Origin of the sequence: Bacillus marinisedimentorum, assembly GCF_001644195.2 — a bacterium.
GTDB classification, from domain to species: Bacteria; Bacillota; Bacilli; order Bacillales; family Bacillaceae_O; genus Bacillus_BL; species Bacillus_BL marinisedimentorum.
This window is the reverse complement of the sequence record NZ_LWBL02000035.1, coordinates 1-21,186: the sequence shown is the minus strand read 5'-3', so window position 1 is coordinate 21,186 and position 21,186 is coordinate 1. Positions and strand designations below refer to the sequence as shown.

Genomic DNA, 21,186 nt, shown 5'->3' with positions numbered 1-21,186 from the left:
AACTCCCGCATCTACGGGAGTTTTTCTTCTAAAGCGGCAGCATTACAGAGGTTATCCGCCGATATAAGACATCTCAATTTTTTCCTTCGGCTCAATTCCTTTGCTGCGCAGTTCTGAATACCTGTCATGTCGGTTGAGCCAGATAGAGGCGAGGCTTTCTGCCAATTCGCTGTCCGTCATCTCGCTTCGGACAAGTTTGCGGACATCATGGCCGATTGAGGCAAACAAGCAAGTGTAAATTTTGCCGTCAGCCGAGAGCCTTGCGCGAGTGCAGGTTCCGCAAAATGCTTTTGTGACCGAAGAAATGAAGCCGATTTCTCCTTCACCGTCTGTGTAGCGATATCTTGAAGCCACTTCACCATAATAGTTCGGGTCAATCGGTTCAAGCGGCATTTCCGGATTGATCTTGTCCACCACTTCCTGCTGGGAAACGACAGAATCCATATTCCAGCCGTTCGTTGTGCCGACATCCATGAACTCGATAAAACGGAGGATGACACCTTTACCCTTGAAATAACGGGCCATTGGCAGTATTTGTGACTCGTTCAATCCCTTTTTGAGCACCGTATTGATTTTCACGCCAAGTCCAGCATCAAGTGCCGCATTAATGCCTTTAAGCACTTTATCAACTTTGACACCCTGCCCGTTCATTTTCCCGAAGATTTCATCGTCAAGTGCATCAAGGCTGATCGAGACCCGTTGGAGTCCGGCATCCTTGAGGGGCTTTGCGAATTTCGGAAGCAGGACGCCATTTGTCGTCAGGGCGATGTCTTCAATTCCTTCCACGCCGTTCAGCTGCCGCACAAGCTCTGGCAAGTCCGTCCGAAGCAGCGGTTCGCCGCCTGTCAGCCTTATTTTTTTCACTCCGAGTTTGGCGAACTGCCGGGTAACCCGCACAATTTCCTCAAAAGTCAGGAGTTCCCGCTTGGGCAAAAAAGCATAATCCGGGCCGAATATTTCTTTAGGCATGCAGTACGTGCACCTGAAATTGCATCTATCTGTAACAGAGATTCGAAGGTCTCTGAGAGGCCGTTCAAGCCTGTCTTCCACATTTGAATCTATTGAAACCATTTTAATCACTCCAATAGTGGATTGCTGTACCATATTAAGTATACTTTAACATACTGTAAATAAGAGCTTAACATGGTTTTTCTTACAATCGTGTTACAAACAGGGCTGAACGGCTTATTTTTATTTCTTTTTTTTCCTGAAAAGCATTGACAAGGCAAACGGAAGGACCCCAAACCACTTCGTCATAAATGCCTGTTTGCCGGTTTTTCTTGTTTTCCTGAGCTCTTTCCTCTGGTCCTTTGGCTTATCGAGATAGGATACCACCTGCTGTGTCATATGCCGGATATAATCGTTTCCTGCCATACACATCACCGCCGTTTTTTATATCATTATTTCCATCCTATAGCGGTTTAATCAATGAGAGCATTTCTTTTACAATTTCCCCGGCGGGCCTTCCCTCCGTTACGACTGTAATGTCGGCCTCTTCATAAAAAGCCTTTCTTTGCCGGAACAGCTCTTCCAATTTCCCTGCATTATCATCTGCCAGAAGCGGTCTCGTCTGATCCCCTTCTAGCCGCCGTCTGATTTCATCCAATCCGCATTTCAGATAGATCACTGTTCCGCTTTTCTTCATCATTTTCCGATTTTCCTGCTGGACAACCATCCCTCCGCCTGTTGTGACGATCACATCCGAATCAGGCAGCTCACCAAGGATATTCCGTTCATACTCCCTGAACGATTCTTCCCCTTCTTGTTCAAAAATCTCAGGTATTGACTTGCCTGTCTTTTCTTCAATCGCCCTGTCAGTATCAATGACCGGCAGCCCTGTTTCTTCGCCCAGCACCTTGCCGATTGTCGTTTTTCCGCTTCCCATGAATCCTGTCAAAAAAACCGCCTTCACTCCTATTCCTCCTGTCCTCTCGCCATTATTCACCTTCATGCCATTCAATCACCGATCCATCGTCTTTTTCAGCTGTGAATTGAATGTGCATCCGGCCGCCGTCATTTCCGGAAACAAAAAGAGTGATCATAATGCGTTCCGTGTCTTCACCGGTTTTCACAAACACTCCCGTTCCTTCTGGATATTGCAGGCTTCCTTCCGCTTGAAGCGAGCCCTTTTCTTTTATTTCCATCAGTATATCAGACATTGACCGCTGGACAATGACTTCTGTCGCTTGCCTTTCAGCGAGAAGTTCATAGAATTTCTTCTTGACATATAATTTTTCGGCTGACAAAGATACGGCAAGAAAAAATATGAGGACGATGAGCGCTGTAAACGGAAAGATGAATCCCGCCTGCCTTTTCATCCTCCGCTGTCCCTTCCATAAGGACGTGATATACGCCTTTCCAGCGTTTTGCCGGCTTTTGTGACCGATACATTGATGCCATTTGGCACTTCAACAAACCGAACCGCAGTTATATTTTGCAGCACTAATTCGTGCCCTTTGCCATCCACCCTCCTCCTTATCATTGTTCCATACTGTTCATAGGTGACGAGCTTACCGGTTGGACTTAGCATCAATAACGTTCCGGCCTGCACCTCCGTATCATCAGCCTCTCTTACTTCCCTGCCGAGCTGTCCGAAGAAAATTTCTGTTTCCCTAATTGCGACACCTTCATTATCCAGGAAAGATGCTGAAAGTTTGAGAATCGGCATAAGCAGGCCCGTGAGGAACATGAAAATGAAAAAGGCGAACAGCATTTCCAGCATTGTGAAACCTTTATTTTCCGACTTCATGGCATATTTCCGCCTTTCTGCCTGTCAACTCATGTTCAAATGAAACACATGCTTGATAAACCAGTTCCTCCTCCAATTCTTTCCAGGTAAACGTGTAAAGGCGGCCGTTGTTCACTACCTGCTTCTCTGCCGGCATAGTGCCCTGGTCATATAACCTGCTTTGAATTTCATCATGGAGGACAGCGGCAGCTTCTCGTTTTTGTTCAATAAAGTGATCCCCTTCCCTCATTTTAATCAAAGCAGGCAAAAAAGCAGCTGCCGCAATCAGTACTCCGAGTGACAGCAAAACCTCAAGCAGGAAATAACCTTTACAGTTTTTTAACATACATTCTCCCCTGTCCCAGCGAAAAGACGATCTGGTACCGGACGCCGCGATAATCAACAAACCATTTTCCCGCTTTCTGGTTGTTGCCGTTAGCCAGAATGACAAACCTTGGCCCCAATAAGCCGGAATCCATTGTAATACCGGAATCATACGTCCTTTTCATCAGCGGCAACGAATCCCCGTCACGAAAAATGAAATATACACTGTCCTTTGCATTCAAGTAGAGTGTCATTCTTGCATTTTCTGTAATTGCATACTGTTTTGCATAAAGGAAATCTTCTTCAAACACGCTAAAAAAAGACTCTAACTGGATTTCATGATATACATCGGCTGTTTTATAGGAAACAAGGCCTGTTGTGATTGTCAGAATAAGCAGCACTGCCATCATTTCTACGAAGGTGTAGCCGCGCTCAGTTTTATGGAGAAGATGTTTCAATTTTGCCGTCCACAAGTGAAAGTACCTGGCCATCCGGGCACTCGGCGCTTGTCAAATATCCGCCGTCCACAAGCTCCGCAATATTCGCCGGTTTGGTTTTATTCTTGATTTCAAAAGCCTGTACTTGCGCTTCTGCGACTTTAACCATCGCTTCACACCCTTTCTCCCTGACCGTCCCATTATTTTCAGTGAGATTCGGAATCGTGATCATCAATAAAATCGAAATGATCATAAGTACAATCATCATTTCAACAAGCGTAAATCCTTTTTCTCTCAATACATTTCCTCCTGACCGTTACGAAACTGTTTTGATAAATTGGAGCATCGGCAACATGACAGACGTGAACAGCAATATGATCAACATGGCCACCAGGCCAAACAGAAGCGGCTGGATGAGCGAAAACAGCCGCTCCAAGCGTTCCTCAAAATCTTCCAGCAACTGTTCACTGTATTGAATCAGTTCATCGCCAAGTGTTCCATTGGCCTGTCCGTGAATGATCAAAGCGGGGAGCGCCTTCTCATAACTGCCCCGCTCCCCGATAACTTCTTGAAATTCTTTTCCCTGCTTAAGCTCTGCCTGCAGATGGAGCCCCTCCTGCTGAAAGTAAGAAAAGTAATGCTGATCTGCAAAAACGGTCAATGCCTCTAAGTAAGAAAGTCCGCTATTAAGCAAGGTGCCGAAATGAAGGGCGAAATAGTAAGTTAGCGAAATGGATACAAGCCGGCCGATTACAGGTAAGCGCGCAGCTTTTGCTGCAAGCCTTGCTGGAGGTTCCTTCTTTCTCAAAGAGTTAAAGCGGATAACGAGCAAGCTGATCATCAAGAGGATTGCAGCCAATAAAAATGGAGCAAGTCTGATCGACATCATTGTATATCTTGTGAACACAGGGAGATCCATTCTAGCGGCATTAAAAAAATTCAGGAAAGATGGGAATAAAAAACCATAGAGGGCAATGAACATAATGATGATCACCCCAAGGAGAAAGATCGGATAACGGAGAATTTTAAACAGTTTTTTCAAGTGAGCAGCCCTTTTGGATAGTGAAGTTCCAGACACAGTCAGTACAGATCCAAGATTGCCGTGCTTTTCCGAAAAGTAAAGGGCACCTGTTATATCAGCAGGCAATCCGATATGTCGGAATGAATCCGGCAGCCGCTCACCCGCTTTCAAATCCCGGATAATCTTTTCGATCTGCCGCTGCTGCACGTCTCCTTCTGTAAGCGCTAAAAACTCCAGGCCCCGGGCCAGCGGATATCCATTATTGAAAAGAGCTCCGAGTCTTGTCAGGATGGCTGCTTTATCCTGCATGGATAACCGGTTTCTACGCATATTCATCCGCCTTGAACTCATTCAGCCGCTCAGCGGATATAAAGCCAAGCGCAAATGCTTTCCGGTGGCGATTTGCGAGGCTGCGGGTAATGGAAAGCGGGTTCCCTTGCAGGCGGAATGCGTTTTCCAGATCCTTTCCATAAAGCATTTCATAAATTCCTGCCCGTGAATATGGGCGTAACCGCCGGCAATGGACCGAACATGAGCTCCTGCACAACCGGCACTCCAGATCGACCAGTCGCTGTGCTGTAACCGCAATCAGCGTTTGTTTCAAATCCTCTTTCGGAATGCCGAAATCGATGAGCCGATTAAGGGCTCCCGCCGTGTTTTTCGTGTGCATCGTCGTCATGACCAGATGACCGGTCAGAGCTGCACGCACAGCTATTGCAGCTGTCTCAGCATCACGGATTTCACCCACCATGATTAAATCGGGATCATGGCGGAGGGCCGCTTTCAATCCGGCCGCATAGGTTATCCCGGCTTTTTCATTAATTTGAACCTGCAGGACGCCGCTTGCCTTTTTTTCGACCGGGTCTTCAAGCGTGATGATTTTCCTCATGAAATCCCTTTGTGCCTTTTCAATCAGCGTATAAAGCGTTGTTGTTTTTCCAGAACCTGTGGGGCCTGTCAATATGAGAAGACCTGCGCGTTTTCTGATAAAGCCGCCCAGCAGTTTAACATCTGCAGGAAACAGGGATAATTTCAGAAGCGGTACGAGCCTCTCCTGCATAAGACGGAGGACAATGCTCTCCCTGTATATAGAAGGAAGAGATGAGACCCGTAAGTCAAATGCCCGGTTATTTATTTCGACAGAAAAGGATCCGCTTTGCGGTCGTCTCTTTTCACCGATGTCAAGCCCGGCCAAAAACTTGAAATGAGCTGCCATTTTATCGTATTGCGCTGCCGGCAGGCATTCCTGGCTGTACATTTTGTCCGCTATTCTGAATTGGATCAGTACATCAGGTCCCTCCGGTAGAAGATGGATATCGGTCGCCCCCATTTCAGCTGCCCGCTTGATCAGTTCACGCCCTTTCTTTTCTATGATCGTAATCGTTCACCTGCCCTTCGTGGTATAGATGAAACATTCCACCTTTTTTATAGAAATCCTCGAATTTCTGTATAAACATTAACTTTTTGGTCAACATACTAAAAGAAGATTGGGCTATAGCCAAGCGGTAAGGCAACGGACTTTGACTCCGTGATGCGCTGGTTCGAATCCAGCTAGCCCAGTAAACTCCTTTTTTGCGTTACCTTCTTTTGTGCCGTTTGCACAAAAACTCGATGCGAGTATCTGAAGTGCACTTTTGAAGACCGCCTTTCTTTTCAAAGGGCGGGCTTTTTCATTTAGACTGAGCTGAAATGAGTTGTTACTTTACCCCAAGTTTAATTGGAGAGGCATGCGCTAGCTCCTCGAAAATGCACTCGCAATTTCTCCGTTCGGTGGTATTCAGCGGATGCCAATTGTCCTGCAGGAAAAGCGGACACCGGAGATCAGCAAGCGATAGTACCAGGGAGAATCCCGGACGACTTGCTGAAAGCAGGCTGTTGATGTCCGCAATATTATCAGATCCTTCATTTTGAAGACGAAAAACAAAACGTAACGCTTACGTCCCCTGCTTACTGAATTGAATATATATCGATTGGTCAACAATTGTGTATATTATATGTACATTTATACCGTTTAAATGTGAACGAATTCTTACAACTACTGTATTCGTAGTAATAACCATTTAAATGCTTAAATCCCTGTATTATAATTGAACCAACAAAACGAAATCCAGAGGTGACCATTATGGAGCAAACACTGAAAGTGACAAGTGTCCTGGCTGATCCAACACGTTTTTCCATATATCAATATATTACACGGATGCATAAAGAAGTGACCGTCCAGGAAATCGCCGATTCATTCAACATCCATCCGAATGTGGCGCGCCTGCACCTTTCAAAGCTTGAAGATGTCAGTATGCTTGTTTCAGAAACGAAGAAAACCGGAAAAGGCGGCCGTCCGAGCCGTTTATACCGTCTAAGCGATGAAGTCGTCCAGCTGAATTTCCCATTCCGTGATTATAAGCTGCTTGCTTCCATTGCGATCGACTCCCTGCTTTCTCTTGGTGAGGAAGGCCAAAATGCGCTTTACCAGACAGGCAGGCGCTTCGGCCATGAAATGGTGGAACAGGAAAGCAAATACCGCTCTAACACAAACCGTGAAGAGATGACGTTTGAGGAAAAGCTTGCACTTGTCAAAAGCGCTTCCTCCATGCAGGGCTTTTATCCTGAGTTCGAGGTTATTGAAGACGGTTCAACCATTTTCTTTACCGTATATAACTGCCCATTCAAGGAAGTTGCCGATTCCGAAAACGGCCATCCGGTTTGCACGATGCACCATTCCTTCTTCTACGGAATTTTTGAAGAGGTTTTCAAGGATGAGCCGGTTGATCTGAAGCAGCAGGAAAGAATGACAGACGGTTGTGCAGCTTGTACGTATAAAGCGGTTGTCACCAACTAATAATATTGCTGTAAAAAAAACAAAGTTAGTTTACAATCATGTTTGTTGTCCTTTATAATGTAAACATGGTGGAAAAGAGTGCACAAAGGAGGGTAAGCACATGGAAAAAATGTATCGTGTGTTAGGATTCTGGACCGGAATCATAGCGATCATGTCCTTTGTCGGCGGTATGGAAACAATGGCCATGCTGTTTTTCGGTCAAACAGGATTCTTTATCGCTCTAAGCTACTTGCATTTATCTGAACGTATGTACATTTACATCTTCGGCGCTTATCTCACCATCTTTTTTGTCGGGTTTACATATTGGACAACGTTCATGATGACTCCTGGAGCAGGACATTAAAAAACGGAGGGCAAATTGCCCTCCGTTTTTTAATTGTCACGAACCAGCCGGGAAAATATCTCTTTCCCCCTCGACAAGTCCCTTCCCCTGTATATATACATCAAAGGAACTGCTGATATCCCCATCCATCAAAAAAGAACGGATTGCACGGTTTTGCCTGCTCTTTTCCGAAAAAGGATTTGGATCATAGTTTTCCTGCAACTCTTTAAGTATACCGGCTTCAAGCAAGAAGTCACGCTGTTTCATGCGTTTGAGCAATTCCAGGCCCTGTTCCCTGCCTATTGCGGCAAATGCATCCCAATGAACGTGCGAGGTGATATCCATCGCACCGGGATTCTCATACGGCTTTGGGATTAGCATATGCTCCTTATATCCGCGCAGGCTCCCGTCCTTACGGGCAGGATGCTGCCATTCTTCCGCTGTATAGCCGTAATCGACCGTGAACACATACCCTCTTGACAGCCAAGCAGAAATGTCCGTAATCCATTTTTCCATATGGAGGGGGATTTCGATCCTCTGCCCGGCAGTCAGCGGCAAACGATGGTATTTGTCAATCCATTTGCTGTAGACGGCCGTCGCCGGGACAAGCGTTTCCGCCAAATCACCCGAACTGCCGCAGATCAGCCTCACTTCTTGAAGTCCTTCTTCGGTCTGTTTCACGACATCGACCGGAAATGCATCAAGCAGTTCATTGGAAAACACAATACCTTCAAATGCAGGAAAATGGCGTTTTGCCTCTTCCAGAGTTGAAAACACCTTTACCTTGTCAACGCCCATTCGCTCTTTGATCATGTTTCGATGATACTGACTGCGTTCAATCACAATATACTCGAGTTCATTAAACGTTTCCGGCGCTTTCTCTTTCCAGGCATTTAGCACCGCGCCGGCAAAGGTCCCCGTGCCGCCTCCGAATTCAGCAATCCTTGGAGCGATGCCATGTGATTCGATCACATTGATGAAAACAGAGGCGAACATCGCGCCGAATACCTGGTGGATGGATGGGGATGTATAAAAGTCACCGGTTTTTCCGACTTTTACTGCCGGATTGGAATAGTAGCCTAAATCCGGGTCGTAAAGGGCCGTTTCCATAAAGTCGGCATAAGAAACCGGCCGGCCGCGGTTTTCCATAAATAATTTCTTCAGCTGTTCATTCATAAATACACCTTTTCATTTTTCATTATTGACATCGTGTTAATATTTATATATAAATATCTTATAGCAGCCGTTCAACCAGGCTGCTCATCCCAACAAAGCAAGCAAATATCCCTATGCCCTTTCCATCTGGAAAGGGCCTTTTTTCACCTTAAAGGAAAGTGTAAATTGCCAGCAAGGGAATATTTCGACGCAGCGGTCAATTTTAACAATATAGACAAGGGCAACTACGCCTCTGTCTTCGCCTAAAGGCTCGCCAATCGGCGAGTTTTCTTTATTGGCATTAGCCGGGTTCTCAGTTGACAAGGAAATTTCTTTCTGGCCAAGAGCGGCTGATCCCTTGTAACAAGAGGTTTCTAAAAATCAAATCCGTTCAAAAAAGGGTTCCCGTCCATTTCATTTGCTATCGTAGTCTCAGGCCCGTGTCCAGGTGCCACTGTTGTATTCTCTGGCAAAACAAGAAGCTTCTTATGGATGCTTTCGATGAGTTGATCATGATTGCCGCCGGGAAGATCCGTCCTGCCGATGCTGCCTGCAAATAGTGCATCACCCGAAAACGCGATTCCCTCATCCGCAAAATAAAATGATACACTTCCAGGAGAATGTCCCGGTGTTTCAAACACTTGCATCGAAAAAGGACCTATTGTGATCCGGCCTTCAGCTTCAATTAAGTGATCAGCAGGATCGGCACTTACTGGATTCCCTATCATGAATAAGGCAGAGCCATTCAATTCAGGATCTGCGAGCCAATCTTTTTCCTCTTTGTGCAAGTATACCGGAATGTTGTATTCAGACCGGATTCTGCTCAATGCGCCGATATGGTCAAAATGGGCATGGGTAAGCAATACGGCAAGCGGTTTCAGGTTCTGTTCCTTTAAAAGTGCGCTCAATTTTGACCCTTCTGCCCCCGGGTCAAAAATCAGGCACTCGCCCTTTTCATTTGAAAGTACATAGGCATTCGTCTGCAGCGGTCCAAGCGGGATTTGTTCCCATTTCATAATGATCCCTCCGTTGTCAATTGCAAGTTCCATCTCCTTATTTTACACTAAAGAAAACAAACTTTAAAAGGAGGGCACCCGAGTTGCTCATTTGTTACGGTGTGGAAATGTCCGATCCGGGAGCTCTTCATGCTGGATCGATCAGCGGCATTATCAAGGAGTCTGCCGCCCGGGCCCGCGTGTTTGACAGGGATGATTTATTATTTATCGTGGAAAGCCCTGAGGAAGCCGGCCAACTTGAGGAAACCTGGCAATCCCGTAACCTGTATAATGAAACCTATACACTTATTCTGATTACGGATGGTGCGGTCACTCCCCTGTTTTTCGATTATGGCTTTGAATCACAGGCGGGCGGGCGCTACGTCTATGCCGAAATGGCCGATGGATTTCAAATTAAAGAGGGGGACAGCAAACAAATTCAGATGGCTTTGCATCAAATGCAAGAGCATTTGATTGCAAAAGATACAGACGGAGAGCATACGGTTTATCTGTATGACAGGCAGCACAAAGAGTTGATGGAACGTTTTGCGAAAGCATACAGCATCACAATCAAATTTTTAAATCTCGACAAATAAATCGAAAACGTTTAAAATAATTAAGAGTGTATCAATATTGTATACATAATTTGGTGCCTGTGATCCAACACTGGATATGATGCTATTAACCAATAGGGGGAATTATCATGGGTCTTGTCATTATTTTCGGACTGGTAACGATCATTGCATTGCTTGGTTTCTTCCGTGAAATCCGCCGTAAAAACTTCCTTGCTGTAGTATTTACGGTCCTTACAGTCGCTGTTTTCGGCTGGTTCACAATCAATACGCTGGTCAGCCTTATTACCAGCGGAGGCGGAACCTCACATTGAGAAACGACATTTGAAAGATTGAAAAGGGCAGCCGGGCGGCTGTCCTTTTTACATTTCATGATTTCAATCTGTTTTCAACGCTTTCAAGCTTTGATGTCATTGATGAAGCCTTATCGCGCCGGTCATCAATACGGATATTCGTAGCCACCCGCTTTATCCCTTTTTGAAAAGGTGCTTCATGTATCGATTGGATGACCTCAAACAGGGTCGAAAGCTCCCCTTCGATTAATGTATTCATAGGAGTAAGCCGAAAAGAGATTTTCCCTTCAGCTTCATATTGTTTCAAGATTTTCTGCAAATCTGCAACATATTCACTTACACTTGGCGTTTCAGTGCCAATTGGGATTACGGTTACATCAGCAATAGCCATTTTATCTGCCTCCCTGGTTATCTATTGAAAAATCGCGAAGCTGCATCTGCTTATTAAAGAATACACGATACATGATCAGCGTAACAAGCATGGCGCTGACTGACACGGCCGAAAAAATACTGAGGGAAATGACAATTTGATACCTTATTGCCGTCAGGGGATCAGCTCCGCCGAGAATAAGGCCTGTCATCATCCCTGGCAGCTGGACAAGCCCAATCGTTTTCAATCCGTCAATGTTCGGTATCATCGCTGCCTGCAGCGTCTTTCTAAGAATGAGCTGAGAGGCCTGCTTCGGTGTCGCGCCTAGTGACAGGGCGGCAAGGATTCTACCCTTTCCTTCCGTGAATTCATCCTGGATCCGGTCAAGGGCGAGACCCGCTGCCACCATACTGTTACCGATGACCATGCCGCTCATCGGTATGACCTGTTCCGCTGTGAATTCTGCCATCCCAAATACCAGCCACATGCCAAGTACGCCCGTTTCAATAAGGGTGATGACTCCGAATAGCGCCATTTTCACGTGCGGCAAATCCTGAGCCTTCTTCGCAGCATGAAGGCTCGCAACGGTAATCATAACCATGAGCATGATAAAGATACCGATACCCGGCGGCAAATCAAATAAGTAGGTCAAAACGAACCCGATTGCCACCAGCTGGATAGACCCTCTTATCGAAGACCAGAGGACGGCCCTTGATAAGCCAAGAGCATACCAATAGGATAACATCATCGGTATCAGAATGAAGAATACGGTGAAGGCCATGGAAAGATTGGAAATCGAATTTGACATAACATGTGCTCCTTACTGACTTGCATGTCGGCTGATGATGATTCTACAAAGTTGAGAGCCTTGCCGGTTTTCAGTCACCATTGCCGTATAAGAAAGATTTAAGCCTTTCACTCCGAGGACTGGTAAACAACTCGGCAGTCAGCCCTTCTTCAAGAATCCGGCCGTTTTCCAGAAACACCGTCCGATTTCCGAGCCGCTCAGCCTGCTCAAGGTCATGAGTTACCATAATGATCGTAGTCCCGTTTTTTTGCTGAAGCTCCATCAGGACCTCCTCAATCGCTTCTGTCGTTCTTTCGTCAAGCGCGCTCGTCGGTTCATCAAGCAACAGGACCTCCGGTTCGTTTGCAAGCGTGCGTGCCATTGCCACCCGCTGCTTTTCCCCGCCTGACAGCCTGTCAACATCTCTGTCGAGTAAGTCATTCGGCAGACGGACCTGTTGGAGAAGTCTGCTCGCCTTACCGTCGGACCAGCTTCCGGAAAGTGAAGGACCATATTTAAGGTTATCACGGACCGTGCCTGGAAAGAGGTTCGCTGATTGGAACACCATCCCCACTTTTCTCCTCAGTACGGTAATCGGATACTCATCAAGAGGCTTATCCAAATAAAAAATTTCTCCATCGGCCGGGTCATTCAGCCTGTTCAATAAAAAAAGCAAACTGCTCTTACCCGCACCCGAAGGTCCGATCAGCGTCAAAAAGTTTCCGGTTTTTACATCAAGTGAAAGGTTATGGAGTATTGGGGTTGATACATCTTTTAAGGAAAATAATGCTGCCATCTTATTCAACTCGCTTTATCACTGACTTCTCTGTTTGTCTGCAGGAAATGAACTGGCGTCTTCATCATTATAGTATAACGAGTTACTTGCATAAATAAAGAAAACTCGCAGATTGGCGAGCTTTTAGGCGAAGGCAGAGGTCCGGCTTCACTTTTCTCTATTATTAGATTTGTCCGCTGCATGAAATCAATTTATACAGCACAAAAGAAACCGGAACAGCGCCTCAGGGTTCCCTCACGATCGAGAGGATATTCATCGAATCAAGCTGAATAATGTTTTCCAGCTGATAACCAAACAAAATATGTTTCCCATCCGGAGAATGACGAAGCGGAAAGTTATCTTCAAGCTTGACGAGTTCCTCACTTTCCCCTGTTTTAAGGGAGAGTGAGGTCAGAATAAAGCCGTCGTGGTATTGGAACAAATCGCCGGACCTGGCCGGCCTGAAATAAACAAACGTATCGTGTTCACGATAGTAACTGAATTCGGGTACCCAGAAATGTTCAGAATATGTTTCAAGGACGGGGACGATTTCAGAATGGAGGAGCTCAGTGCCCCTATTATCATAAAAACGGTACGTTGAAACACCATCACCCTGAATATCAATCATAACCAGCCGGTTTTCAAATGTAAAAAAACCGACAGCCTGATTTTGTAGATTCGTTGATGTTGCTGTATCAACGTCAAATGCATAAAGGGGGGCCTCAAAAGAATCCGTTTCCTGGTCCCACTGTAAATAAGCAGCCCTTTTTTCATCGAGCCACCGGATAAATGGAACTTCGATTTCAACGGGTTTACTTTTGCCCGTATCAACATTAATATATTCCATCGTATAGCTCCAGTCCTGATGAAAGGCGGTAAGCATTAACGTATATGGAGCATATGGATTCCATACAATGTCAAGTTCACTCGCTTTCCCTTCCCACCTATAAATCGATTTCCCTTTCGCGTCAAGCACTTCTACAGCTGACTCCGTTACTGACACCGCTTTGTGGATATAGAAGAGCGAACGGTCAGGGTTTGGCTGTATGGCAACGACCGGCTGATCTGATTTATGAAAAATTTCATTTTCTCCGGTATAAATATTATACGTGTACACTTCATTGCTGGCAGTATAGTATAAAATGGTTTCAACATCATACCAGCCGGATACCGTATTGAATTCTTCCCGGCTGATTTTAAGCGGCATGATTGTTTCTTTCGCCAAAAACGAAGGCGAGATTTCTTTTTGGCGCAGAACCGGCTGCTGCCGTTCGGATAAGTCCCGGGCTGTGTTCCCATTCCATACATCCGTACACCCGGTCATTAAAGAGAGGACAAGCAATCCCGCCGCTGAAAGCCAGATCATTTTTTTCACTTAGCATCCCACCCAATCTCTATATATACGATTATGAAGGGCAGAATGTTTCAAATCAATTTAAAATTTAGGCTCTTTTAAACGCTAGTGTTGATTTCCGTTGCAGGTACTCGCTTTCACCCAAGGGCACAAGTGCGACATCCGTTTCTGCTTCCCTCCGGTCGCACTCACAGTGTCTTCTTTGCCGCGGGGCGGGCGCTGAGCCTCCTCATCGCTATCGCTCTTGCGGGGCCTCACCTGTCCCGCTAGTCCCGCCGGAGTCTCGCACCTTCCATTCCAATCAACTGGTGAAAAATCAACATTGAGCGTTAACACAGCCAAAATTTAAAACAATCACATATAGAGTGATGCAAGGAAAATGCCGAGACTTTCTTGGTATATTTCATCAAACTGGCTGAGCGGAAGCGGGTTTACGCCTTCACCGAGTTCGACAGTGTAACCCGGACGCCTCCACTCCTGGATAAACCAATCTTTATATCCTGCATAACTATCGATGAACCGGACCGGCTTATAGCCGCTTACCCGCTGGAATTCCTTTACGATCGTCTCAGCTTCCGGGGGTTCCATATTTAAATATCCCCAATAGATTTCTTCCCCCTGGGTGTGAAAAGCCAGTACCCGGCTGAAATCCCGCCGCCGTGTAAGTTCAGCCATCGCAATGGCTTCCGGTTCGGTCAACGGCGCCTCACCAGGATAATCACGCGGAGCAGGCGCGGTTGGTTTCCGTTCCTTTTCGACTTCCCAGCGGGCGGGATACTGGTTATTTAAGTCGACACCTCTTATATTCGCTTTCCAGCCGGAAAAGTCTTCACTTCCTTTATTGAGTTCGGTGACAAGCGATCGGTACGGTTCCTGTACAGGAGGACCATCCAGGACCAGATCAACACCATCGGGGTTCACCAGCGGCACTAGTGACAGCTCTGTCATTTCATAAAGCGGAAGGGTATATAATCCCCTTATTGGCGTGTTATTCGTCAGAGACAGTAAATAATCATTTAAAAAAGTCATGATTATCGGGGTAGTAATCCATTCATTTGCGTGAAAGGACCCGTTGACATGGACTTTTTTCGGTCCTGAACCGGCCCTCACTTCGGTAATATCGTTTTCAAGAACAGACTTGCCGGCTGTTTCACGGCGTAAAAACGGATAAATTTCAAGCAGGGCATTAAGATCGCGCTGCACATCACCGCTTCCATACTCCCGTTGGCCCTCCACCACCGGTTTTGTGATCCTTGATGGGAGCTGCACTTGATCGCCAGGCTGCAAATTTTCGGGACTGACTTGTTGATTGAGTAATAGCACCGCATCAAGCGGCAGCCCGCGGGATATTGCCAGTTTATACAATGTGTCCCCTCTTTTTATCGTATACTGCTGTGTTTGATAACCCGGAATCTTGATGACGCTTCCGACCGGAACTGCTTCTGGCGGCAGTTGACGGTTGGAATCCAAAATCAGGCGGATTGGAATACCGAACAATTTACTGTAGTACCAGAATGTGTCTCCCCGCCTTACTCTTATATCCATAACTTCCCCTCCCTGTACAATTCCCTATTTTCATATCTATGACTGAAGCAGAGAAGTTATTGCCAGTTATTTTCCGTTTGGGAGAAGCCTGCATATCAGGATGAATTTTTCATTAAAAAACCCCGATCCTGTATAGGACCGGGGCATTTTGTTATGGGGTGGAATTTTCTCTTTGATCATCAATAAACCTGAGCAGATCTCCATATATGATCTCATCGGAATATTGAAGCTCCTGTTTTGCTTTTGTCAGGAACGGTTCACAGTTGGCACCATCTGCTTTGTCTCCTGTCGCTTTATCATAACAAGTATTATCGGTATACACATAATCTTTTGTAATGAAGCTGCCGTCACGAAGCACCGTCAATTCCTGCTTGTTCGGCGAGAAAAGGTCTGTGCCGAGCTGGATATCATTATTCGTTTCTATCCCAAGCAAGTGCAGGATTGTAGGTTTTATATCAATCTGTCCGGAAACAGTTGAGATGGTCCTGTCGTCCTCATGGCCTGGAATGTGAATGATAAACGGCACCCGCTGAAGCTGCACACTTTCAAACGGTGTGATATCCCTGCCGAGAAACTGTCCCATTGCTGTATTATGGTTTTCAGAAATGCCGTAATGATCACCGTAAATGATGATGACCGAATCCTCATACAGCCCTTCGTCTTTCAGACGCTGGAAAAAGTGTTTCAGCGCTTCATCAGTGTATCGCACCGTCGGGAAGTAGCGGTTCAGTGTACGGCTGTTGGAGTTGAATTCATCAACCATTTTATCCTCTTCATGCAATTCAAACGGGAAGTGATTTGTCAGGCTCAGGAATTTCGTGTAAAAAGGCTGAGGAAGATCTTTCATCATTTCAACAGACTGATCAAAAAACTCTTTGTCTTTAAGACCCCAGCCAACCGAATTTTCTTCATTCACATCATAATAGCGCAGTGAAAAATATTTGTCATATCCCATTGCATTGTACATGATGTCACGGTTCCAGAAACTTTTGTTATTCGCATGGAATACCGCTGAATAGTACCCGTTATTTTTCAGGATTTCCGGTGAGGCATTATATTCATTTTGTGAATGTGTAAAGAACACCGCCCCTCGCGGCATCGGATACAGGGAATTATCAATAAGGAACTCAGCATCGGAAGTCTTTCCCTGCCCGGTCTGGTGATAAAAATTCTCGAAGTAGTAACTGTCTTCAATCAGATCATTCAAAAACGGTGTAATTTCCTCGCCGTTGATTTTATTGTTGATGACAAAGCTCTGGGTTGATTCCATGGATATAAGAATCACATTTTTCCCCTTGGCGGCGCCGAACAAGTCTTCATTCGGTTTCTTCTGATTAGCCCTTACATAGTTTTCAACTTCAGACATCTGGCTGCTGTCAGCAAAGGCCCGCTGTGCTTTCGTTTTGGACTGCAGCACGGCATCATAGATATGATAGTTATAGGTTCCGATATTTTTAACAAGGATTTCACGGTCGAACGTACGTGTCAGCAAATCTGACCGTTCTCCTTCAGACAGCGAGAGGTTGACGAAAAACATCAGGACTGCAAGGCCGACGACACCCAGTTTCACAGGAAGCTTGACATTACCTGTGGAAACCTTCCCTTTGAAAACGATGAGTGCCAGAATGATTGTATCAATAAACATCAGGATGTCGACCGGACGGATAAGCTCAAAAATGCTGCCGCCCAGATCCCCCATGTTGCTTGTCTGGAACAATACCGGAATCGTGATGAAATCAGTGAAAAAGCGGTAGTAAACGACATTGGCAAACAGGACGAACGCTGCCAGAAAACTGGCGAAAACCACAAGGCCGTTCCTCATTTTCCCGCTCGAGAACAATGCCAGCCCAATAAACAGCAGTGCTGAGCTTAGCGGGTTGATAAACAGGATAAATTCCTGCATGCCATTTTCAATCGTTATATCAAAGCTAGTTTTATAGACAATATAAGTTTTGATCCACAACATGACTATTGCTGATACGATCAACATATACTTGGACCATTTTTTCTCTTTCATGATGAACCTCCATTTAAATCTGTTTTATGGTGCCTTTTATTTACATTTTTGGAAATGTCATGTTTAGGTATTTTTATAACAAAGAATATCTTAATCCTTTTTTTACGATTTGGCAAATCCTTTTCATTCTATTTAATATCTGAACAACATTGTAATATCCTTTACAATGTTCCGCTAAACCTATTAGACGGCTTAAAAACGGAAAGGTTTCACTTATTTTTAATTTTCCCTTCTTTGACTTGTCATAATATACGAATATTGCCAGTGGAAAACGGGGGGAATGTCAAAAGATGACGAAAAAATAAGGCCCTGGTCCTTAATAATAGATTTACTTCTTCTTAAAATTTCTGATCTAAGTCAAACGAATTGTTGATTTCCGCTGCAGGTACTCGCTTTCACTATGGATATTCATGCAACATCCATTCTTGCTTCATTTCCCGTCTTCTTTGCCAAAGGATGGTGAACATCATCATAGCGGAAAACGCTTCTGAGGGGTCTCACCTGTCCCGCTGGTTCCGCCCTGGAAAACCTTCCATGAATTCTCCCCGCACAGAGGACAAGCGGAGCTTTTCGAAGATGCCGCAATTTCCGCTCCAATCAACATCGTGCAAGATCAAAAGTCTCCTTTAATACAGCCAACCTTTTAAGTATGGTTTGGTCTTAAAATGACCGGCATTAACAATCTTAAAGTTTATAGTTATTTTCATTCGTACGAGTTTTGATTGACAGGGAGACTTCCATTTCTGCAGTTCAAAAGCATTCGTCATCTTGCCGCTCACTCAACCCCCCTCGTTCGCTTCTCCCAGCAAGGACTTGTCCAGCCCGGTTTTCCCGCTGAAGTGAGGCTGATTCTACACTCTTTCACAGTCCAAAACAGAAATCCAGGAGCCATAAAGAAAACTCGCCGATCGGCGAGCTTTTAGACTAAGGCAGATGCACAGTTGCCCTTTGCTAAATGCGGCAACTCCGCAGAACCACTTCCTTGCTGAAGTTCATCCTTCTATACGGGGACAAAAAACCTTTTTGGGCATTTCTGCTCAAAAAGGTTCACCTTCTTACTATTTGGTACGGTTTTTAGCGAGGAACGCTCCGCCGATTACACCAGCATCATTCCCGAGGGTGGCGGCGGCAATTTCCGCTCCTTCATACACTCTCGGAAGCGCAAATCTCTTAAAATGCTTTTCCAGCGGATCAATTAATGCGGCACCGGCCTTTGAAACCCCGCCGCCAATTACGATTTTGCTCGGATTTATCGCGTTTGCCAGATTGGCCAGTGCAAGGCCAAGATGGAACATCACCTCATCCACCACCTCTGCCGCAAGCGCATCACCGGCTTCTGCTGCGGTAAACACATCACGGGAGGTTAACGGACTGCCGTCAGCTGTTATTTTGGCAAGCTCACTCACGGATTCTGCTTCAGCAAGCTTTTCACGCGCAACCCTGACAATTCCTGTAGCCGAAGCAATTGTTTCCAGGCAGCCCGTCTTACCGCAATTGCAGCGTGCCCCCCCCTCAGGGATGGATGTGATATGCCCGATCTCCCCGGCCATCCCGTTGGTTCCATGCAAAATCTCCCCATTGGCAATAATGCCGCCGCCGACACCGGTTCCAAGCGTGACAGCAAGCAAATCCCTCGCCCCGTCTCCGGCGCCTTTCCACATTTCGCCGATGGCAGCGATGTTGGCATCATTATCTACAGTGACAGGCAGCCCTGTCTCTATTTCAAGGCGGTCTTTAAGCGGAAAGTCTTTCCATCCGATATTGACAGCTTGATAAATGAACCCGGTTTCCATGTTGATGAAACCCGGAGCTCCCATTCCGATTCCAGCAAGCCGGCCTTTACTTTCTTTCAGTTCATCAAGCTTTTCATCTATGGTACGGGCGATGTCTTCAGTGATATTTTTACCCTGATCAGATGTATCCGTTGTTATTTCCCATTTTGTGATGATATCACCATATAGGTCCGTAAAAGCCAATTTAATTGTGGTCCCGCCCAGGTCTACACCCGCAAGCCAGTCTTTTTTCATAACTTTCCACCTTCTCTGTCTATTTATGAGGCTCAGTTTAAGCTTAATAATGACATCGATTCATGCTAACCGTCCGCTATCCGCTTATATATGACCGCGGCTTCCTCCCGTTCCCAGCTTCACATTCTCTATTCATTCGTTTTTCCACAGAAAGCCCTGATGGGTTGTTTTTAATGTTTTTAATACGGCGCTTTGAAATGCGGGTGTTGATTACCGCTATAGGTACTGCATCAACCTTCAGCACAAGTTCGACATTTTTTTAAAAAATCACAATTGAAATCCAGCCATTAATTAAAAGGAAACCCGATCCGCTTCAAAAAGGATTTTATGTATGTCCGTTTCGGCTCTGAGAACATCCCGGCCATCATGCCGCTCCACGTGTCCTTTCGTTTGCCGCCCGTTCTGGCGATGTAATAATCTTGCATTTCCCTGTCATACTGATCCAGCAGCCGAGCGGTCTTTTCCCGATCCTTCATGTATTCGTTCTCGTGATAAACAGCGGCTGCAGGAAGCCGCGGCTTCCTTCCGGGATCCTGATCTGGATAGCCGACTGCCATCCCAAAGAGCGGTGCCGTACGCTGCGGCAGACCGAGTAAATCCGCCACGCCTTCCATATCATTACGCAACCCGCCTATGTAGCATATGCCCAGCCCCATAGATTCAGCTGCCACAGCGGCGTTCTGGGCGGCAAGCGCTGCATCAATGACAGCGACCATGAACGATTCCGCTGTTTCAAGATTTCCATAAACCTCTTTTTGTTCACGTTTATCGGCAATCACTTCATGCCGGTGCAAATCCGCACAAAACACAAAAAAGTGTCCGTTTTGTTCCACATATTTCTGGCCCTTTGCAATTTCAGCAAGCTTCCTCTTTTTTGCCATGTCCGTTACACCTATAATGGAATAAGCCTGTACATGGCTTGAAGTAGAAGCTGACTGGGCAGCTTTTACGATCATCTCTACTTGGCTGTTAGATAGTTCCAGATCTTTAAACTTACGGATTGATCGGTGGTTCAACATCGTTTCAATCGTACTGTTCATTTTTTTCCCTCGCCTTCCGGGCTTCCTGGCGCAGCAGCAGAACAGCCATCTGGTAATCTTTCGTCTCGATCAGCTGCGACTTATACAATTCATGGATTTCATCTTCCATCAGTTCCAGATCGCTGGCCCGGTCACCGATATATATAATTGTCCCGTACTGTTTTAAAAATTGTTGCACGTCGTAAATCGTTTTCATTTATCATCACCTACCTGACTATTATAACAGCGGTGCTCCCGTATTAAAATAGCTTACATGTATCCTATATGTTTTGGAAGACAGCGCTCACGGCTGTTTGGGGACGGACACCCCTTGTCTACCGAAACCCTTCTCAATAAGCAATGCTTCATGCGTTTTAACATACGAATTCCATAGCGGACAATAAGTTGTGTCATCTTTCTAAAAGGCTGTGTTAAAGCTCAATGTTGATTTTTTTACTAGTTGATTGGAGTGGAAGGTGCGAGACTCCTCGAAAATAAAAACCAATTTTCTTCGTGCGGTGTCAATTCGAGGAAGCTTATTCAATGTCCTGCGGGACTAGCGGGACAGGTGAGACCCCACAGGAGCGACGAGGCCCACCGCCCGCCCGC

At 45.8% G+C, this 21,186-nt stretch carries 25 protein-coding genes and 1 tRNA gene; 5 read left to right on the top strand and 21 right to left on the bottom strand.

Annotation, left to right across the window (positions count from 1 at the left end; all coding sequences use genetic code 11):
• Positions 1 to 51: 51 nt before the first annotated feature.
• The 10 genes from moaA to comGA form a co-directional block, all read right to left on the bottom strand.
• Positions 52 to 1,071: a GTP 3',8-cyclase MoaA gene (gene moaA / locus A4U59_RS10485; RefSeq protein ID WP_070120691.1), complete on the bottom strand. Its 1,020-nt coding sequence runs from the start codon at positions 1,069 to 1,071 to the stop codon at positions 52 to 54.
• Positions 1,072 to 1,191: 120 nt separating this feature from the next.
• The gene (locus A4U59_RS10480) at positions 1,192 to 1,374 is read right to left on the bottom strand and encodes a YqzE family protein (protein WP_070120690.1); all 183 of its coding nucleotides are present in this window, start codon (positions 1,372 to 1,374) and stop codon (positions 1,192 to 1,194) included.
• A 37-nt stretch (positions 1,375 to 1,411) separates the two neighbouring features.
• Positions 1,412 to 1,912, bottom strand: a complete 501-nt coding sequence (locus A4U59_RS10475) for a shikimate kinase (RefSeq protein ID WP_070120689.1) — start codon at positions 1,910 to 1,912, stop codon at positions 1,412 to 1,414.
• A 25-nt stretch (positions 1,913 to 1,937) separates the two neighbouring features.
• Entirely contained in the window at positions 1,938 to 2,318 is a 381-nt protein-coding gene (comGG, locus tag A4U59_RS10470) for a competence type IV pilus minor pilin ComGG (protein ID WP_070120688.1), read from the bottom strand.
• On the bottom strand, positions 2,315 to 2,749 hold the full coding sequence (gene comGF, locus A4U59_RS10465; protein WP_070120687.1) for a competence type IV pilus minor pilin ComGF: 435 nt from the start codon (positions 2,747 to 2,749) through the stop codon (positions 2,315 to 2,317). The genes comGG and comGF overlap by 4 nt, the downstream gene beginning before the upstream one ends.
• Positions 2,733 to 3,074, bottom strand: a complete 342-nt coding sequence (locus A4U59_RS10460; protein WP_070120686.1) for a type II secretion system protein — start codon at positions 3,072 to 3,074, stop codon at positions 2,733 to 2,735. Before A4U59_RS10460 ends, comGF begins: the two co-directional genes overlap by 17 nt.
• A complete protein-coding gene (comGD, locus tag A4U59_RS10455; protein ID WP_070120685.1) occupies positions 3,058 to 3,510 on the bottom strand; it encodes a competence type IV pilus minor pilin ComGD in 453 nt (150 codons plus the stop codon). Before comGD ends, A4U59_RS10460 begins: the two co-directional genes overlap by 17 nt.
• Positions 3,491 to 3,787, bottom strand: a complete 297-nt coding sequence (gene comGC, locus A4U59_RS10450; protein WP_083270792.1) for a competence type IV pilus major pilin ComGC — start codon at positions 3,785 to 3,787, stop codon at positions 3,491 to 3,493. The genes comGD and comGC overlap by 20 nt, the downstream gene beginning before the upstream one ends.
• 18 nt (positions 3,788 to 3,805) lie before the next feature.
• Positions 3,806 to 4,840 carry a competence type IV pilus assembly protein ComGB gene (gene comGB, locus A4U59_RS10445; protein ID WP_070120684.1) on the bottom strand — a complete coding sequence of 345 codons (1,035 nt, stop codon included), beginning with the start codon at positions 4,838 to 4,840 and terminating at the stop codon, positions 3,806 to 3,808.
• On the bottom strand, positions 4,833 to 5,882 hold the full coding sequence (comGA, locus tag A4U59_RS10440) for a competence type IV pilus ATPase ComGA (RefSeq protein WP_483771152.1): 1,050 nt from the start codon (positions 5,880 to 5,882) through the stop codon (positions 4,833 to 4,835). The genes comGB and comGA overlap by 8 nt, the downstream gene beginning before the upstream one ends.
• A gap of 116 nt (positions 5,883 to 5,998) precedes the next feature.
• Here comGA and A4U59_RS10435 point away from each other — a divergent pair.
• From A4U59_RS10435 to A4U59_RS10425, 3 genes are all read left to right on the top strand, one after another.
• Positions 5,999 to 6,070, top strand: a tRNA-Gln gene (locus A4U59_RS10435).
• Positions 6,071 to 6,632: 562 nt separating this feature from the next.
• A complete protein-coding gene (locus A4U59_RS10430; RefSeq protein ID WP_070120682.1) occupies positions 6,633 to 7,346 on the top strand; it encodes a helix-turn-helix transcriptional regulator in 714 nt (237 codons plus the stop codon).
• Positions 7,347 to 7,446: 100 nt separating this feature from the next.
• Complete coding sequence (locus tag A4U59_RS10425) at positions 7,447 to 7,689, top strand: DUF2626 domain-containing protein (protein ID WP_070120681.1); 243 nt, start codon at positions 7,447 to 7,449, stop codon at positions 7,687 to 7,689.
• A gap of 36 nt (positions 7,690 to 7,725) precedes the next feature.
• On the opposite strand, the gene A4U59_RS10420 is transcribed toward A4U59_RS10425, so the two are convergent.
• Together A4U59_RS10420 and A4U59_RS10410 are read right to left on the bottom strand one after the other, a co-directional pair.
• Positions 7,726 to 8,844: an SAM-dependent methyltransferase gene (locus A4U59_RS10420; protein ID WP_070120680.1), complete on the bottom strand. Its 1,119-nt coding sequence runs from the start codon at positions 8,842 to 8,844 to the stop codon at positions 7,726 to 7,728.
• 353 nt (positions 8,845 to 9,197) lie between these two features.
• The gene (locus tag A4U59_RS10410) at positions 9,198 to 9,839 is read right to left on the bottom strand and encodes an MBL fold metallo-hydrolase (RefSeq protein ID WP_070120678.1); all 642 of its coding nucleotides are present in this window, start codon (positions 9,837 to 9,839) and stop codon (positions 9,198 to 9,200) included.
• Positions 9,840 to 9,922: 83 nt separating this feature from the next.
• Between A4U59_RS10410 and A4U59_RS10405 the strand changes: the two genes are divergently transcribed.
• Both A4U59_RS10405 and A4U59_RS10400 read left to right on the top strand, forming a co-directional pair.
• Positions 9,923 to 10,414 carry a hypothetical protein gene (locus A4U59_RS10405; RefSeq protein WP_070120677.1) on the top strand — a complete coding sequence of 164 codons (492 nt, stop codon included), beginning with the start codon at positions 9,923 to 9,925 and terminating at the stop codon, positions 10,412 to 10,414.
• Positions 10,415 to 10,521: 107 nt separating this feature from the next.
• A complete protein-coding gene (locus A4U59_RS10400) occupies positions 10,522 to 10,704 on the top strand; it encodes a DUF2759 domain-containing protein (RefSeq protein ID WP_070120676.1) in 183 nt (60 codons plus the stop codon).
• A gap of 55 nt (positions 10,705 to 10,759) precedes the next feature.
• Here A4U59_RS10400 and A4U59_RS10395 read toward each other — a convergent pair whose 3' ends face one another.
• From A4U59_RS10395 to A4U59_RS10355, 9 genes are all read right to left on the bottom strand, one after another.
• Entirely contained in the window at positions 10,760 to 11,074 is a 315-nt protein-coding gene (locus tag A4U59_RS10395; protein ID WP_070120675.1) for an MTH1187 family thiamine-binding protein, read from the bottom strand.
• A gap of 1 nt (position 11,075) precedes the next feature.
• Positions 11,076 to 11,861, bottom strand: a complete 786-nt coding sequence (locus tag A4U59_RS10390) for an ABC transporter permease (RefSeq protein ID WP_083270790.1) — start codon at positions 11,859 to 11,861, stop codon at positions 11,076 to 11,078.
• 70 nt (positions 11,862 to 11,931) lie between these two features.
• The gene (locus A4U59_RS10385; RefSeq protein WP_070120674.1) at positions 11,932 to 12,636 is read right to left on the bottom strand and encodes an ABC transporter ATP-binding protein; all 705 of its coding nucleotides are present in this window, start codon (positions 12,634 to 12,636) and stop codon (positions 11,932 to 11,934) included.
• Positions 12,637 to 12,859: 223 nt separating this feature from the next.
• Positions 12,860 to 13,981, bottom strand: coding sequence for a YqgU-like beta propeller domain-containing protein (locus tag A4U59_RS10380; RefSeq protein WP_342670194.1), 1,122 nt, complete (start codon positions 13,979 to 13,981; stop codon positions 12,860 to 12,862).
• A 342-nt stretch (positions 13,982 to 14,323) separates the two neighbouring features.
• Positions 14,324 to 15,514, bottom strand: coding sequence for a M14 family metallopeptidase (locus A4U59_RS10375; RefSeq protein ID WP_070120672.1), 1,191 nt, complete (start codon positions 15,512 to 15,514; stop codon positions 14,324 to 14,326).
• 151 nt (positions 15,515 to 15,665) lie between these two features.
• Complete coding sequence (locus tag A4U59_RS10370) at positions 15,666 to 17,531, bottom strand: LTA synthase family protein (RefSeq protein WP_070120671.1); 1,866 nt, start codon at positions 17,529 to 17,531, stop codon at positions 15,666 to 15,668.
• Positions 17,532 to 18,589: 1,058 nt separating this feature from the next.
• Positions 18,590 to 19,558, bottom strand: coding sequence for an ROK family glucokinase (locus tag A4U59_RS10365; RefSeq protein WP_070120670.1), 969 nt, complete (start codon positions 19,556 to 19,558; stop codon positions 18,590 to 18,592).
• A gap of 287 nt (positions 19,559 to 19,845) precedes the next feature.
• The gene (gene nfsA, locus A4U59_RS10360) at positions 19,846 to 20,598 is read right to left on the bottom strand and encodes an oxygen-insensitive NADPH nitroreductase (RefSeq protein WP_070120669.1); all 753 of its coding nucleotides are present in this window, start codon (positions 20,596 to 20,598) and stop codon (positions 19,846 to 19,848) included.
• On the bottom strand, positions 20,582 to 20,794 hold the full coding sequence (locus A4U59_RS10355; protein WP_070120668.1) for a YqgQ family protein: 213 nt from the start codon (positions 20,792 to 20,794) through the stop codon (positions 20,582 to 20,584). The genes nfsA and A4U59_RS10355 overlap by 17 nt, the downstream gene beginning before the upstream one ends.
• Positions 20,795 to 21,186: the final 392 nt, after the last annotated feature.